This window comes from Streptomyces azureus (genome assembly GCF_001270025.1).
GTDB classification, from domain to species: Bacteria; Actinomycetota; Actinomycetes; order Streptomycetales; family Streptomycetaceae; genus Streptomyces; species Streptomyces azureus.
Genome location: NZ_DF968243.1, coordinates 41,543 through 54,906, shown reverse-complemented (window position 1 = coordinate 54,906; position 13,364 = coordinate 41,543). Strand labels below are relative to the sequence as shown.

The 13,364-nt window shown below is 69.9% G+C and carries 13 protein-coding genes and 1 pseudogene; 6 read left to right on the top strand and 8 right to left on the bottom strand.

From position 1 onward, the window contains the following. Nucleotides 1-80: 80 nt before the first annotated feature. Nucleotides 81-905 (bottom strand): maleylpyruvate isomerase family mycothiol-dependent enzyme, encoded by an 825-nt coding sequence (locus AOQ53_RS12370; protein ID WP_059417074.1) that lies wholly within the window; start codon nucleotides 903-905, stop codon nucleotides 81-83. Nucleotides 906-1,097: 192 nt separating this feature from the next. Between AOQ53_RS12370 and AOQ53_RS12365 the strand changes: the two genes are divergently transcribed. Further along, nucleotides 1,098-1,898, top strand: coding sequence for a carbon-nitrogen family hydrolase (locus tag AOQ53_RS12365; RefSeq protein WP_059417073.1), 801 nt, complete (start codon nucleotides 1,098-1,100; stop codon nucleotides 1,896-1,898). A 19-nt stretch (nucleotides 1,899-1,917) separates the two neighbouring features. On the opposite strand, the gene AOQ53_RS12360 is transcribed toward AOQ53_RS12365, so the two are convergent. Together AOQ53_RS12360 and AOQ53_RS12355 are read right to left on the bottom strand one after the other, a co-directional pair. After that, nucleotides 1,918-2,409, bottom strand: coding sequence for an LURP-one-related/scramblase family protein (locus tag AOQ53_RS12360; RefSeq protein WP_059417072.1), 492 nt, complete (start codon nucleotides 2,407-2,409; stop codon nucleotides 1,918-1,920). After that, a complete protein-coding gene (locus AOQ53_RS12355; protein ID WP_059417071.1) occupies nucleotides 2,406-3,404 on the bottom strand; it encodes a helix-turn-helix domain-containing protein in 999 nt (332 codons plus the stop codon). The genes AOQ53_RS12360 and AOQ53_RS12355 overlap by 4 nt, the downstream gene beginning before the upstream one ends. A gap of 52 nt (nucleotides 3,405-3,456) precedes the next feature. On the opposite strand from AOQ53_RS12355, the gene AOQ53_RS12350 reads away from it, so the two are divergent. Both AOQ53_RS12350 and AOQ53_RS12345 read left to right on the top strand, forming a co-directional pair. Then, a complete protein-coding gene (locus tag AOQ53_RS12350; protein WP_059417070.1) occupies nucleotides 3,457-3,882 on the top strand; it encodes a cupin domain-containing protein in 426 nt (141 codons plus the stop codon). Nucleotides 3,883-4,111: 229 nt separating this feature from the next. After that, nucleotides 4,112-4,387: pseudogene (locus AOQ53_RS12345) on the top strand (alkyl hydroperoxide reductase); the annotation flags it as partial. A gap of 12 nt (nucleotides 4,388-4,399) precedes the next feature. Here AOQ53_RS12345 and AOQ53_RS12340 read toward each other — a convergent pair. The 4 genes from AOQ53_RS12340 to AOQ53_RS12325 form a co-directional block, all read right to left on the bottom strand. Then, nucleotides 4,400-4,648, bottom strand: coding sequence for a DUF6458 family protein (locus tag AOQ53_RS12340; protein ID WP_010032488.1), 249 nt, complete (start codon nucleotides 4,646-4,648; stop codon nucleotides 4,400-4,402). Between the two features lie 86 nt (nucleotides 4,649-4,734). Continuing rightward, the gene (locus AOQ53_RS12335; protein WP_059417068.1) at nucleotides 4,735-6,033 is read right to left on the bottom strand and encodes a M18 family aminopeptidase; all 1,299 of its coding nucleotides are present in this window, start codon (nucleotides 6,031-6,033) and stop codon (nucleotides 4,735-4,737) included. 74 nt (nucleotides 6,034-6,107) lie between these two features. Then, on the bottom strand, nucleotides 6,108-7,934 hold the full coding sequence (locus AOQ53_RS12330; RefSeq protein ID WP_059417067.1) for an acyl-CoA dehydrogenase: 1,827 nt from the start codon (nucleotides 7,932-7,934) through the stop codon (nucleotides 6,108-6,110). A 134-nt stretch (nucleotides 7,935-8,068) separates the two neighbouring features. Continuing rightward, nucleotides 8,069-8,899: an intradiol ring-cleavage dioxygenase gene (locus AOQ53_RS12325; protein WP_059417066.1), complete on the bottom strand. Its 831-nt coding sequence runs from the start codon at nucleotides 8,897-8,899 to the stop codon at nucleotides 8,069-8,071. 122 nt (nucleotides 8,900-9,021) lie between these two features. Between AOQ53_RS12325 and AOQ53_RS12320 the strand changes: the two genes are divergently transcribed. Then, entirely contained in the window at nucleotides 9,022-9,486 is a 465-nt protein-coding gene (locus tag AOQ53_RS12320) for an SseB family protein (RefSeq protein WP_059417065.1), read from the top strand. A gap of 56 nt (nucleotides 9,487-9,542) precedes the next feature. Here the strand turns inward: AOQ53_RS12320 and AOQ53_RS12315 are convergent, their stop codons facing one another. Further along, entirely contained in the window at nucleotides 9,543-10,286 is a 744-nt protein-coding gene (locus AOQ53_RS12315) for a TetR/AcrR family transcriptional regulator C-terminal domain-containing protein (protein WP_059417064.1), read from the bottom strand. Between the two features lie 143 nt (nucleotides 10,287-10,429). On the opposite strand from AOQ53_RS12315, the gene AOQ53_RS12310 reads away from it, so the two are divergent. Both AOQ53_RS12310 and AOQ53_RS12305 read left to right on the top strand, forming a co-directional pair. Next, a complete protein-coding gene (locus tag AOQ53_RS12310; RefSeq protein WP_059417063.1) occupies nucleotides 10,430-11,929 on the top strand; it encodes an MFS transporter in 1,500 nt (499 codons plus the stop codon). 175 nt (nucleotides 11,930-12,104) lie between these two features. Further along, nucleotides 12,105-13,082 carry a pirin family protein gene (locus tag AOQ53_RS12305; RefSeq protein WP_059417062.1) on the top strand — a complete coding sequence of 326 codons (978 nt, stop codon included), beginning with the start codon at nucleotides 12,105-12,107 and terminating at the stop codon, nucleotides 13,080-13,082. Nucleotides 13,083-13,364 lie beyond the last annotated feature (282 nt).

The following is a 13,364-nucleotide window of genomic DNA, read 5'->3' as shown; positions in this document are numbered from 1 at the left end:
CTGCGCCCACCCGTGCCGCCCTGGGGGCACCTCCCAGGCCCTTAAGGCGCTGGGGGAGGCACGACTGCCCGCAGCCAGGGCTACTTCGTCACCGTGAAGTTCCTCAGGATCGCCGCCGTCAGGTCCGGGTCGCCCTCCGTCTTCACCCTGTCGGTCACCGACTCCGGCGTCACGCGGCCGCAGGCCAGGCGTACGTACGTCTCCCAGTCGAGGGTGAGCGTGGCGGCGGGGCCGAGGGCGGGGGCCGTTTCCAGGGTGCCGCGGCCCTGGATGTCGACGCGGATCGTGCGCAGGAACTCGATGGGGCCGTGGACGTCGAAGACGACGGCCGAGCTGCGTGGTGCCTGCGCGCCCTCGGCGACCACGCGAGGGAGTTCGCCGAGCAGCACGTCACGGGCGACGTGCGCGCCGGGGGAGTCGAGGTTGCCGGGCCGGCCGAGGGCCGTGCGCAGGTCCTGCTCGTGCACCCACACGTCGAAGGCGTGCCGGCGCATGGACTCCTCCAGGGTCAGCTCCGTGCCGAGCGGGCCGCGCACCTTCGTGCCCGGGTCACGCGAGTCGTTGCGCAGCTGGCGGTTGCGGCGGATGATCACGTACTCCAGCTCGGAGGTCATCTCCGGCGCCGTGTGGTGACGGCGGACGTCGACCTGCATCTCCATGTAGCGCTGGTGGTCGTTCGTCACGTGGAAGAGGTCGCGCGGCAGCGTGTGGATGGGGCGCGGGTCGCCCAGCATCTCGCAGTCCAGGCCGATGACATGGGAGACCACGTCCCGCACCGACCACCCGGGGCACGGCGTCCGCCGGTTCCACTCGGCCTCCGCGAGCGGCTGGAGCAGCTCGGATATCGCTTCGACGGAGTGGGTCCAGGCGTCGGCGTAGGGCTGGAGGGTGGGATGCAGACTCACGGAACGGGACCCCTCGGCGGTCGGTGCACGGGCAGGTGGTGGCGGTTGCCAGTGGGAGGTGGCGGCTGTCGGCGGGTGTCTTGGCAGCTAAGTTACGCTGCTGTGAGGCACCCCGGCAGTGCTTTCGTGTGACGATCGTAGGCCCGTGGGGAAGCCCTTGTTGGACGGGCCGAATGCCAGGACGGTGGTAGTGTGCGCGCCTCTGTGATCCAGATCGCCGTAAACGAGGGCGAATCGGTCGAATCGCGCCGCCGACGGGTGGCTTCGATGGTCCGCGATCAGGCCGGGGCCGATCTCGTCGTCCTGCCGGAGCTGTGGACCACGGGTGCCTTCGCCTACGAGGAGTTCGGGCAGGAGGCCGAGCCGCTCGAAGGGCCGACGTACGAGGCGATGGCGAAGGCCGCGAGCGACGCCGGCGTGTGGCTGCACGCGGGCTCGATCCCGGAGCGGGATCCTGAGGGGCCCCTCTACAACACCTCCCTGGTCTTCTCCCCCTCCGGCGACCTCTCCGCCGTCTACCGCAAGATCCACCGCTTCGGCTTCGACAAGGGCGAGGCCGTGCTGATGGGCGCGGGTGCCGAGCTGGTGACGGTCCGTCTGCCGTCGACCACCCTGGGCCTAGGCACCTGTTACGACCTCCGTTTCCCCGAACTCTTCCGCGGTCTCGTCGACGCCGGTGCCGAGACGCTCGTGGTCCCGGCGGGCTGGCCGGAGCGTCGCCGGCCCCACTGGACGCTGCTGGCTCAGGCACGGGCGGTCGAGAACCAGACGTTCGTCGTCGCGTGCGGAACGGCCGGGACGCACGCCGGAGTTCCCCAGGCCGGTCACTCGATCGTGGTCGACCCGTGGGGCGAGGTGCTGGCCGAGGCGGGCGCCGGCGAGGAGGTCCTGACGGTGGAGTTCGACCCGGGGAAGGTCGCGACGACGCGGGAGCAGTTCCCGGCGCTGAAGGATCGGGTGCTGGGGCTCCAGCCTCCTCGCCGGCAGCCTTAGGGGGCGCCGGCCAGGGCCGTCACTCCTCCCGCTCCTTCTCCGCCAGGTGGATCACACACACCGCGACCGCGATCAGCAGCGCCGGATCCGCGTCCTCGTGGACGACCTCCACGCCGTAGGTGTCCCGGACGGTCAGCCACCGCCGGGAGATCACCGCCAGCAGCTCACCGTCGTACTCGACGGCGAACTCGCGGTCGAGGATCTTGCCGCTGACGTCCAGCTCGCTGCCGTCGGCCAGGTACACCCGGTAGTGGTTGCGCAGCAGGGACAGCCGTTTCCGGCGGATCGTCGCCAGCGGCTCGCCGCCCCGCTGGAGCACCATCGTGTCGCGCAGGGCGAGCATCTTCTGGTGGATGTCGACCAGGACGCGCCCCTGGGTGTCCTTCAGCTCCCAGGTGTCCCGCAGGCGCAGGGCCTTGCCGTCGACGAGGAACACCTTGGAGCCGCTGTCGTCCTCGATCCAGTAGTCGTCACCGAAGCCGAGGAGTCGGTCGTACACGAGGAATCTCATGACACCAGGGCTTCCCCGGCGCCCGCTCCGAAACGCCGTCGATAGGCCGACGGGCTGAGCCCGGTCACCCGCCGCAGCCGGTTGCGCAGGTTGGCGGCCGTGCCGAGCCCGCTGCGGGCCGCCACCACGTCCAGCCGTTCCTCGCCCCGCTCGATCAGCCGGCAGGCCAGCGCCACCCGCTCTCCCGTCAGCCACGCGAGCGGTGTCGTCCCGAGCTGGGCGCGGAAGCGCCGGTGGAGCGTGGCCGGGCTGACACGCGCGCGTGCGGCCAGGTCCGCCACGGTCAGCGGCTCGCCCAGCCGCTCCTGCGCCCACTCCAGCAGGGGTGCCAGGGACACGTCTTTCACGTCCGGCACCGGCCGCTCCACGAACTGCCGCTGCCCGCCGTCCCGGTGCGTGGCGAACACCAGCCGCCGGGAGACGTGGTTGGCGATCTCGGCGCCGTGGTCCCGGCGCCAGACGTGCAGCCCGAGATCGAGCGCGGCCGCACTGCCGGCGGCGGTGAGAAGGTCACCCTCGTCCACGAACAGCACGTCCGGCTCCAGCAGCACCTTCGGGTGCAGCCGGCGGAAGGAGTCAGCCCAGCGCCAGTGCGTCGCCGCCCGCCGCCCGTCCAGCAGTCCGGCCTCGGCGAGCGCGAAGGTGCCGGTGCAGAAGCTCATGACCCGGGCGCCACGCGCGTGTGCGCGCCGGATGGCGTCGAGCACGGCAGGGGCGCGCGGTACGACGTTGTCCGGCCGGCCGGGCACGACCAGCGTGTCCGCCCGGTCCACGGCGTCCAGGCCCCGGACGCCCGTGAGCGTGAAGAAGCCGTGGTTCATCCGGATCTCCGGCGCGGGCGCGCACAGCGTCACCTCGTACAACGGCCCCGGCAGCCCCAGCTCGGGCCGTGGCAGTCCGAACAGTTCGGTGGCCACCCCCACCTCGAAGGGGTTGGTGCCCTTGTCGACGATCACGGCGACCTGGTGCGGGCGGTGCGAGGATCCTTGCGGCATGTGCAATTTCTAGCACTCGTGCGAGACGCACGGCACCCCTGAAGATCGCCTCATGACCCAGGAACCCGTCTCCCTCGCCCACGCCCTGGCCTCCTTCTCCGAGCAGTGGAGCCCGCGCATCGTCACCGCCGTCAACGACTACGACGTCCGCGTCGCGAAGGTCGAGGGCGAGCACGTCTGGCACGTCCACGACCACACCGACGAGTTTTTCCTCGTCCTCGACGGCGAACTCCACATCGGCCTGCGCGAGCCGGCCGGTGAGCGCACGGTCGTGCTCCCCAGGGGCAGCGTCTTCACCGTCCCGCGCGGCACCGAACACAAGCCCTACGCCCCCGTCCCGACCGCGATCCTCGTGTTCGAGCCCACCGGTACCCTCACGGTCGGCGACCGCCACGACGACGTGCCCGCGCACGTGGACGCCACGACCGGCCATGCGCTGGACCGGCTGTCAGTGCCGGATGACACCCTGGACGCATGAACGACTCCGCACCCGACGGGCCCGCGTCCGCGCCCCCGAGCTGACCGGCAAGGGTGGCTGGCTGAACGCGGGCGGGCAGCAGTACACCCTCGCCGACCTGCGAGGGCGCATCGTCATCCTCGACTTTCTGGACGTTCTGCTGCATCAACTGCCCCCACGTCCTGGACGAGCTGGAGGACAAGGACACCCTCCCCCAAGCTCTCGACTCCGCTCGAGCAGGGGACCCATCGGCCCCTCCACCCGGCTGCTCGTCTCGTCCACCCCGCCGGAGTTGCTGATCGACGGCGAGGGCGCGGGAACCGAGCTGTCCCGCGCCCTCGAACTCGACCCCTCCGTGCCGGAGGGTGTGCTGCACGTCTCCGCGATGGCCGCCTCCTGCGACGACGACCCCGACAACGAGTACCCGGCCTGTCACGTCCACCAGCAGGACTGGGGCGTGCCGGTCCGTCTCACCGAGTCGGGGACGGACCGGCTGCCCCTGGTCCTTGCCGGGATGGACACCTGATCCGGGCGGGCGTCACACGCCGTATCCGTCGCTGTAGCCGTCGCGCGTGTGGTGTCGTCCGTCGTCCACGACCGGCGTCGTGGGCGGCACCACCACGCGCCGGCGCCTGGCGATGCTGCTGAACGTCGTGACGCCGATCAGTCCGACGATCATCAGGATGATGCCGACGAGATCGAGGTTGACCCCCTGCATGTCCCAGTCGGTCGCGAACGTGAGGATGGCTCCCACGGCGATGAGGATGATGCATCCGCCGAGGCCCATGAGTGTCGCCTCCCTGTACGGTCCGGTCGTTCCGGTCCGCACACCGGGTACCCCCGAGGGGAACACCCATGCGGTGACGGTCCGTTCTATCCCTCGAGGAACGCCGTCAACGCGTTCGCGAGCAGGAACGGGTCGTCAGCTCCGCACAGTTCGCGCGCGCTGTGCATCGACAGGATGGCCACGCCGATGTCGACGGTCCTGATGCCGTGCCGGGCGGCGGTGATCGGGCCGATCGTGGTGCCGCAGGGCATGGAGTTGTTGGAGACGAAGGACTGGAAGGGCACGTCGGCCGCCTCGCAGGCCGCCGTGAACTCCGCGCGGCCCGAACCGTCCGTGGCGTAGCGGTTGTTGACGTTGACCTTGAGGATCGGGCCGCCGTTGACGCGCGGGTGGTGCGTCGGGTCGTGCCGCTCCGCGTAGTTGGGGTGGACGGCGTGCCCCGTGTCGGAGGACAGGCAGACCGTGCCGGCGAAGGCGCGGGCCCGGTCCTCGTACGAGCCGCCGCGCGCGAACACCGAGCGCTCCAGCACGTTGCCGAGCAGCGGTCCGTCCGCGCCCGTGTCCGACTGGGAGCCGTTCTCCTCGTGGTCGAAGGCGGCCAGGACCGGGATGGAGGCCGGCTCGGACGCGCCGGAGGCCACGGCAGCGAGGGCCGCCGTGCCGGCGTGCACGGACAACAGGTTGTCCATGCGCGGGCCGGCCAGCAGTTCGCGGTCGCGGCCCAGGTAAGCGGGCGGTTCCACGGAGTGCGTCATCAGGTCCCAGCCGGTGACCTCGCCCGCGGGGATGCCGGCCGTCTCCTCCAGGAAGGCGATCAGGTCGCCGTCGCGCACGTCGTTGCCCAGGCCCCAGACCGGCTGCATGTGCCGCTGCTTGTCGAGCTTGAGGCCGTCCGCCGTCACCGAGCGGTCCAGGTGGATGGCGAGCTGCGGGACGCGCAGCAGCGGCCGGTCGACGTTGACCAGGCGCGTCGAGCCGTCGCGCAGGGTCAGCCGGCCCGCGAGGCCCAGATCGCGGTCCAGCCAGGAGTTGAGCAGCGGTCCGCCGTAGATCTCCACGGCCACCTGGCGCCAGCCGTGCGCCCCGCTGTCGGGGAGCGGCTTGACGCGCAGGTTGGGGGAGTCGGTGTGGGCGCCGACGATGCGGAAGGGCGTGTGCGGTGCGGCGCCCTCCGGCACGTACCAGGCGATGATCGCGCCGCCGCGCAGCACGTACTTGCCGCCTTTCGTCCCGTCCCAGGCGTCCGTCTCGGCGACCTGCTTGAAGCCTGCCTTCTCCAGCCGTTCGGCAGCTGTGGCCACGGCGTGGTACGGCGACGGGCTCGCCGCCAGGAAGGTCATGAGGTCGTCGGTGTGGCCGCGGTCGAAGCGCGCTGGTTCGGTCATGCATTCACCTTAACGACGGACGAGGGCCTGTTCCCCGGGTAGGGGAACAGGCCCTCGAACAGAGGACGTGAGGATCAGAACGCGGCCTCGTCCAGCTCCATCAGGTCCAGCTCGACACCCTCGGCGACCTTGCGGGCCAGGGTGACGCCCGGCAGGACGTTGGCGGCGAAGAACTTGGCCGCGGCGATCTTGCCGGTGTAGAACGCCTTGTCCTTGGCGGAGGCGGTCTCCAGCTTCTCGGCGGCGATCGCGGCGCCCTTGAGCAGCAGGTAGCCGACGACGACGTCACCGGAGGCCATCAGCAGGCGGGTGGTGTTCAGCCCGACCTTGTAGATGTTCTTGACGTCCTGCTCGGTGGCCGCGAGGTCGGTGAGCATCAGGCCGACGATGGCTTCCAGCTCGACCGCGGCCTTGGCGAGGTGCTCGCGGCTACCGGCCAGCTCCTCGCCGCCCGTGCCGAGGGCCAGGAACTTCTTGATGTCCTCGGCGAGGGAGTTCAGCGCGGCGCCCTGGTTGCGGACGATCTTCCGGAAGAAGAAGTCCTGGCCCTGGATCGCCGTGGTGCCCTCGTACAGGGTGTCGATCTTGGAGTCCCGGATGTACTGCTCGATCGGGTACTCCTGGAGGAAGCCGGAGCCGCCGAAGGTCTGGAGCGACTGGGCGAGCAGCTCGTAGCCCTTCTCGGAGCCGTAGCCCTTGACGATGGGCAGGAGCAGGTCGTTCAGCGCGTGCTCGGCGGAGGCGTCCTCGCCGGCGGCCTCCTTGATCTGGATCGCGTCCTGGATCGAGGCGGTGTACATCACCAGGGCGCGCATGCCCTCCGCGTACGCCTTCTGCGTGATCAGTGAGCGGCGCACGTCGGGGTGGTGGGTGATGGTGACCTTGGGCGCGGTCTTGTCCATGAAGTTCGCCAGGTCGGGGCCCTGGACGCGCTCCTTGGCGTACTCCAGCGCGTTCAGGTAGCCCGTGGACAGCGTGGAGATCGCCTTCGTGCCGACCATCATGCGGGCGAACTCGATGATGCGGAACATCTGGCGGATGCCGTCGTGCTTGTCGCCGATCAGCCAGCCCTTGGCGGGGTGCTGGTCGCCGAAGGTCATCTCGCAGGTGTTGGAGGCCTTCAGGCCCATCTTGTGCTCGACGTTCGTGGCGTAGACGCCGTTGCGCTCGCCCAGCTCGCCGGTCTCGAAGTCGAAGAGGTACTTCGGCACGAGGAAGAGGGACAGGCCCTTGGTGCCGGGGCCGGCGCCCTCGGGACGCGCGAGCACGTAGTGGAGGATGTTCTCCGACATGTCGTGCTCACCGGACGTGATGAAGCGCTTCACGCCCTCGATGTGCCAGGAGCCGTCCTCCTGCTGTACGGCCTTGGTGCGGCCGGCGCCCACGTCGGAGCCCGCGTCGGGCTCGGTGAGCACCATCGTGGAGCCCCACTGCTTCTCCACGGCGATCTTGGCTACGTGCTTCTGGACCTCGTTGCCCTCCTCGAAGAGGATGCCGGCGAAGGCCGGGCCCGAGGAGTACATCCACACGGCCGGGTTGGCGCCCAGGATCAGCTCGGCGTACGCCCAGATCAGGGAGCGGGGCGAGGTGGTGCCGCCGATCTCCTCGGGCAGGCCGAGGCGCCAGTACTCGGAGTCCATGAAGGCCTGGTAGCTCTTCTTGAAGGACGCGGGGACCGGCGCCGTGTTGGTCTCCGGGTCGAAGACCGGCGGGTTGCGGTCGGCGTCGATGAAGGACTCGGCCAGCTCGTTCTCCGAGAGGCGGGTCATCTCCTCGAGGATGCTCTTCGCGGTCTCGACGTCCGTCTCCTCGAACGGGCCGGTGCCGTACACCTTGTCGCGCCCGAGTACTTCGAAGAGGTTGAACTCGATGTCGCGGAGATTCGACTTGTAGTGCCCCATGGCGACGGCTCCCGGCTCCCTAGAGAGATCGGCGAGGCACTGGATCCTCGCTCTAGTTCACGTACCAACAAGTAGCTACGATGATGCTACCCGCCAGTAATAAGACGCAACCCCATCCGGTCATCTGTGACAGGTCACACCGGAACGGTCAAGGTCGCGGTGTAGCCGTCCCCCGCACTGCCCGCCATCGTCGCCAGCTGCCGCTCGTGGCCGTCGCTGAAGATGCCGTCGTCCTCCAGGGAGAGGCTGCTCAGGTTCCGCACGCTGTCGCCGTAGCCGTCCGTGGCGTACACCGCGTCGCAGACGTCCTTCGGGAAGGCGAGCTGCGAGGTGTTCGTGATCGATGTGGCGGCGGTGGCGTCGGCCAGAGAGCCGTAGACCTCGAAGTGGATGTGCGGCCAGCGGCCCGGGTAGCAGCCGGGGAAGACGCTCGTGAACGTGACCTGGCCCTTCTCGTCCGTCTCCTGGACGCCCCGCAGGTAGTTCTCCTCGGTGACGCCCTCGGAGTACAGGGAGTAGGCGCCGTCCCGGTCGCAGTGCCACACGTAGACGGCGGCGCCCTGCTTGGGGGTGCCGCAGCCGGAGGCCGCGTCCACCACCGTCAGCGTGACCGTCAGGGGCACGCCCTCGGCGGTGCCGCCCGCGGAGTCGCCGAAGCTCTTCGTGATGTCGCTGCGGACGACGCCGCTCTCCTTCAGGACGTTCACGCCGTTGGAGCCGTCGCCGGGGAAGGGCCCGGCCGTCTCCTCGGGGATCTCCGCGCACCCGGCGGTCGAGGAGGAAGAGGAAGAAGGGGAGGAAGAGGAGGGGGACGCGGTGGTCTTCTCCTCCGTCGTGCAGCCCACCAGCGGGATCAGGCTCGCGCCGGCCATCAGCCGGATCATCCGGCGGCGGGCGAGGACGGGGAGGTCGTAGGAGAGGCCTCTGTCGTGCTCGTGCGGGCCCTCGTCATGGCGTCCGTTCATGGTTCGACGCTACGAGCGGCGGACGCCGCGATCCACACAGCCGGTGCTGTCGAGTCGCTGTCGGTTTGCCGGGCCCGCCGTACCGGCCCGATCGCCCGGCCGCTCTCGGTACTCTTGCGCTCATGTACGGCTACGACCAGACAGCGGGCCCGCAGCAGCAGTACGCCCCTCCGCAGCAGCCGATGTCCGGCGGGTACGGACAGCAGCCGCCGCTGTACCCCGAGCCGTCCCCGCCCTCCCTGTCGGACGCGGTGCGCGCGTTCACGACCGGGCAGATGGCCGCCGAGGACTTCCAGCAGGTCTTCGCGACGTCGAAGGTCTACTGCCCGCGCGGCGACAACCCCGGCTTTCTCGCCCTGCACAACACCCAGCAGCCGGTGATCCCGATGTTCAGCACGCTCAAGGAGCTGCGCCGGTACGCGGGCAAGGAGTCCAAGTACTTCGTGATCACCGGCGCCGAGGTCCTGGACCTGCTGCCGACGGGCTACGGCTTCGTGCTGGACATGGAGGGCGAGCACCGCATGGTGTTCGACGCGAAGGCCGTCGAGCAGATGGTCGAGTTCGCGATGCGCCGGATGTATGGCTAGACGCCATTGCTCCGCAGACGGCTAGCCGCCCTTCCCCTCGCGGACGGCGGCCGCCCCTACGTCGACTGCGGCAGGCGCAGCGCCAGGCCGTCCAGGACGACGTCCAGGCCGTAGGCGAACTTGTCGTCGCGGAGCCGGGCGGGGTCGGCGGCCTGGGCGCCGGTCGTGGCTTCGGCGGCCGCCAGGTGGTCGTAGCCGGAAGAGACCTGCCGTGCCGTGGGCAGCAGCCGGGCGACGAACTCGGACTCGGTCTCGCCGGAACGGGCGACCGTGGTGAGCCAGGCGGCCTCGGTGGTGGACATGCCGATGACGTACGAGAAGACGGCGTCGATCGCACGGCTCGGCTCGGGGAACCCCGCCGCGGTGAACAGGGCCGCGAGGCGCTCGGAGAAGTTCATGTAGTTGGGGCCGAGGTAGGCGAGCCCCGCCTGGCCCAGGACCAGGGTCAGCCAGGGATGCCGTAGCGCCGTCGTACGGAACGACCTCGCCGCCTCGGTCACGGCCGCGCGCCAGTCGGGGCTGTCGGCCGGCGGGACGTGGATCTCGGCGGCGACCTCGTCCACCGCGAGCTCCATCAGCTCGTCCTTCGTGGCGACGTGCCGGTACAGCGAGGTCGCGCCGGCGTTCAGCCGGGCGCCGAGCTTGCGCATGCTGAGCGCCTCGATCCCGTCCGCGTCGAGCATCGCGATCGCCTCCCGGACGATCGCCTCGCGGCTGAGCGCGGGCTGGTCGGCGCGGCGTTCCTCGCGGGCCCATACGGACGGGATCGGGTTCTTGTCCGTCGTCTTGCTCCGGCTCATCTGCTCCTCCTGCTGGGACCTGCGGCACCTTCGTGCGAACAGCGTGCGCAATCAGCGTACAGAACTCAACGCTTGCGCACGCTGTTCCGCTGTGCGTACAGTGTGCGCATTGCAGGAACGGTGTTCGCAGGAGGGGAACTGGAATGGACGCTCGCAATCCGCGGCGCTGGTGGATCCTGATCGTGCTGTGCCTGAGCACGCTCGTACTGGTCGTCGACAACATGGCACTGACGGTCGCCGTGCCCGCGCTGACCGAGGATCTGGGGGCGAGCGCCCAGGAGATGCAGTGGATCCTCGACTCCTACATCCTGGTTTTCGCCGGGCTGCTGCTGACCTCGGGAAGCCTGGGGGACCGGTTCGGACGCCGGAAGGTGATGCTGATCGGCCTGCTGTTGTTCGGGGCGGCCTCACTGGGGGCGGTGTTCTGCGCCAGTCCGGGTGAGCTGATCGCGGTGCGGATCGCGATGGGAGTCGGCGGGGCGCTGATCATGCCGTCCACGCTGTCGATCCTGATCACCGTCTTCGACGAGGACGAGCGGCCCAAGGCGATGGCGGCGTGGGGTTCGGTGTCGATGCTGGGGCTGGTCGGCAGCCCGGTTCTCGGCGGTGTGCTGATCGACCACTTCGCCTGGCAGGCGATCTTCCTGATCAACGTGCCGATCGTCGCCCTGGCGCTGCTGGCCGGTGTGCTGCTGATGCCGGAGTCGAAGGCGCCCTGGCAGAAGCCGGACCCGCTGGGCGCGGTGCTGTCGGCGGTGGGGATGGCGGCTCTGGTGTGGTGGATCATCGAGATTCCGCAGCACGGCGCGTTCGGCGGCCGTTCCCTCCTCATCCTCGCGGTCGCGGTCGTCGCCCTGGCCGGCTTCGTGGTCTGGGAGAACGTCACCCGCTCGCCGATGGTCCCGCTGGTCCTCTTCAAGCACCGCAACTTCAGCGGCGGTTCGCTCTCCCTGGCGCTCGTCCAGATCGGCAACGCCGGACTGCTGCTGGTCCTGACCCAGTACCTCCAGTTCGTCCTCGGATGGTCCGCCGTCAAGGCGGGTCTGGCCTTCCTTCCGCTGGCCGTGGCCGCGCTGGCCGGCAACGCGGCCGGGGCGCAGCTCGCGGTGAAGGTGGGCAACCGGTTCGTCATCCTCGCCGGGATGCTGCTGATGGCCGCCTCCTTCGGGCTGCTGACCACGCTCACCGCCGACAGCGGCTTCACGGTCCCGGCCGTGGCGCTGGGGGTCCTGGGCCTGGGTGCCGGTCTGGCGATGCCGGCCGCGGTCGCCGCCCTGATGAGCACCATCCCGGAGGAGAAGGCGGGCGTCGGCTCGGCCCTCAACGACACCATCCAGCAGTCCGGCACCGCCCTCGGCATCGCGATCCTCGGCTCGCTGCTCTCCAGTGGCTACACGGACGAGATGCCGGCCGACGCTTCCGAGCAGGCCAGGGAGTCCATCGGCGGGGCCCTGGCTGTCGCGGGCGGCGACACGGGCCTGGTGCGGGCGGCCCGGGAGGCCTTCGCCGCCTCGATGTCGACGACCTTCACGATCAGCGCGATCGGTGTACTGGCCGCTGCGGTCGTGGCCACGCTGGTGATGCGGGACCGCAAGCCCGAGCCCGCCCCGGCCGGGAGCGAGAAGCCCGAGCTCGTCGCCTGACGCGGACGTACGCAAAGGCCGGTACCCCGAGCGCGGGGGGTGCCGGCCTTTCACCGTGCCGGTGTCCCGTGGTTCGCTGCGCCGTCGCCCGGGAATGCCCACCTGGTTTTTTCTGTTGGGGGTGGCAAGAAGTTCAACGCTCAACTAAACTGGGCGTACACGAGGAGGAACCGACATGCCTGCTGTGACCGTCGAGAACCCGTTGACGCTGCCCCGCGTGACCGCGCCCGCCGACGCCGTGGCACGTCCCGTGCTCGCCGTCACGACCGCTCCGAGCGGTTTCGAGGGTGAGGGCTTCCCGGTGCGCCGGGCGTTCGCGGGGATCAACTACCGCCACCTCGACCCGTTCATCATGATGGACCAGATGGGCGAGGTGGAGTACGCGCCGGGCGAGCCCAAGGGCACGCCGTGGCACCCGCACCGCGGCTTCGAGACCGTCACGTACATCATCGACGGGATCTTCGACCACCAGGACTCCAACGGCGGTGGCGGCACCATCACCAACGGGGACACCCAGTGGATGACCGCGGGCTCGGGCCTGCTGCACATCGAGGCGCCACCGGAGCATCTCGTCATGTCCGGCGGGCTCTTCCACGGCCTCCAGCTGTGGGTGAACCTCCCGGCCAAGGACAAGATGATGGCCCCGCGCTACCAGGACATCCGCGGCGGTTCGGTCCAGCTGCTGAGCACCCCCGACGGCGGCGCGCTGCTGCGTGTCATCGCCGGTGAGCTGGACGGGCACCAGGGCCCCGGCATCACGCACACGCCGATCACGATGATCCACGCGACGCTGGCGCCGGGGGCGGAGCTGACCCTGCCGTGGCGCGAGGACTTCAACGGCCTGGCGTACGTGCTGGCCGGGCGCGGCAGCGTCGGCACCGAGCGACGCCCGGTCCACACGGGCCAGACCGCCGTCTTCGGCGCCGGATCCTCGCTGACCGTCCGCGCGGACGAGAAGCAGGACTCCCACACGCCGGACCTGGAGGTCGTCCTGCTCGGCGGGCAGCCGATCCGTGAGCCCATGGCCCACTACGGCCCGTTCGTGATGAACACCAAGGAAGAACTCATGCAGGCCTTCGAGGACTTCCAGAAGGGCCGGCTGGGGACGGTCCCGGCGGTGCACGGAATGACCGCGAGCGGACCGCAGGACTGACACCGGCCTTGGCTCTCGCGATGAGTCAGCCCCGTCTGCAGCGCAGACGGGGCTGACGTGTGGGCCGTGGATCACGGCAACGGCTGATCGCTGGCTGCTTCGGTCGCGTAGGAGCTCTTGTGCGGCGGCAGAGGCCTGCGACGGGGCTTCGCCGTTGCCGGGCTACGGCTGGAACGGTTGCACGGGGGCGGCCAGTTGCCGGGAAGAGCCATTCACGGAGGGCTGAGGGCGCACGCGCGATAGGGCCGAACACGGTTCGTCAGCTCCCACCAGCTGATCGCA

Coding starts and splice junctions, on each gene's coding strand:
- AOQ53_RS12360 (WP_059417072.1), bottom strand. CDS start 2,409: ATGAGATTCCTCGTGTACGACCGACTCCTCGGCTTCGGTGACGACTAC.
- AOQ53_RS12355 (WP_059417071.1), bottom strand. CDS start 3,404: ATGCCGCAAGGATCCTCGCACCGCCCGCACCAGGTCGCCGTGATCGTC.
- AOQ53_RS12350 (WP_059417070.1), top strand. CDS start 3,457: ATGACCCAGGAACCCGTCTCCCTCGCCCACGCCCTGGCCTCCTTCTCC.
- AOQ53_RS12340 (WP_010032488.1), bottom strand. CDS start 4,648: ATGGGCCTCGGCGGATGCATCATCCTCATCGCCGTGGGAGCCATCCTC.
- AOQ53_RS12335 (WP_059417068.1), bottom strand. CDS start 6,033: ATGACCGAACCAGCGCGCTTCGACCGCGGCCACACCGACGACCTCATG.
- AOQ53_RS12330 (WP_059417067.1), bottom strand. CDS start 7,934: ATGGGGCACTACAAGTCGAATCTCCGCGACATCGAGTTCAACCTCTTC.
- AOQ53_RS12325 (WP_059417066.1), bottom strand. CDS start 8,899: ATGAACGGACGCCATGACGAGGGCCCGCACGAGCACGACAGAGGCCTC.
- AOQ53_RS12320 (WP_059417065.1), top strand. CDS start 9,022: ATGTACGGCTACGACCAGACAGCGGGCCCGCAGCAGCAGTACGCCCCT.
- AOQ53_RS12315 (WP_059417064.1), bottom strand. CDS start 10,286: ATGAGCCGGAGCAAGACGACGGACAAGAACCCGATCCCGTCCGTATGG.
- AOQ53_RS12310 (WP_059417063.1), top strand. CDS start 10,430: ATGGACGCTCGCAATCCGCGGCGCTGGTGGATCCTGATCGTGCTGTGC.
- AOQ53_RS12305 (WP_059417062.1), top strand. CDS start 12,105: ATGCCTGCTGTGACCGTCGAGAACCCGTTGACGCTGCCCCGCGTGACC.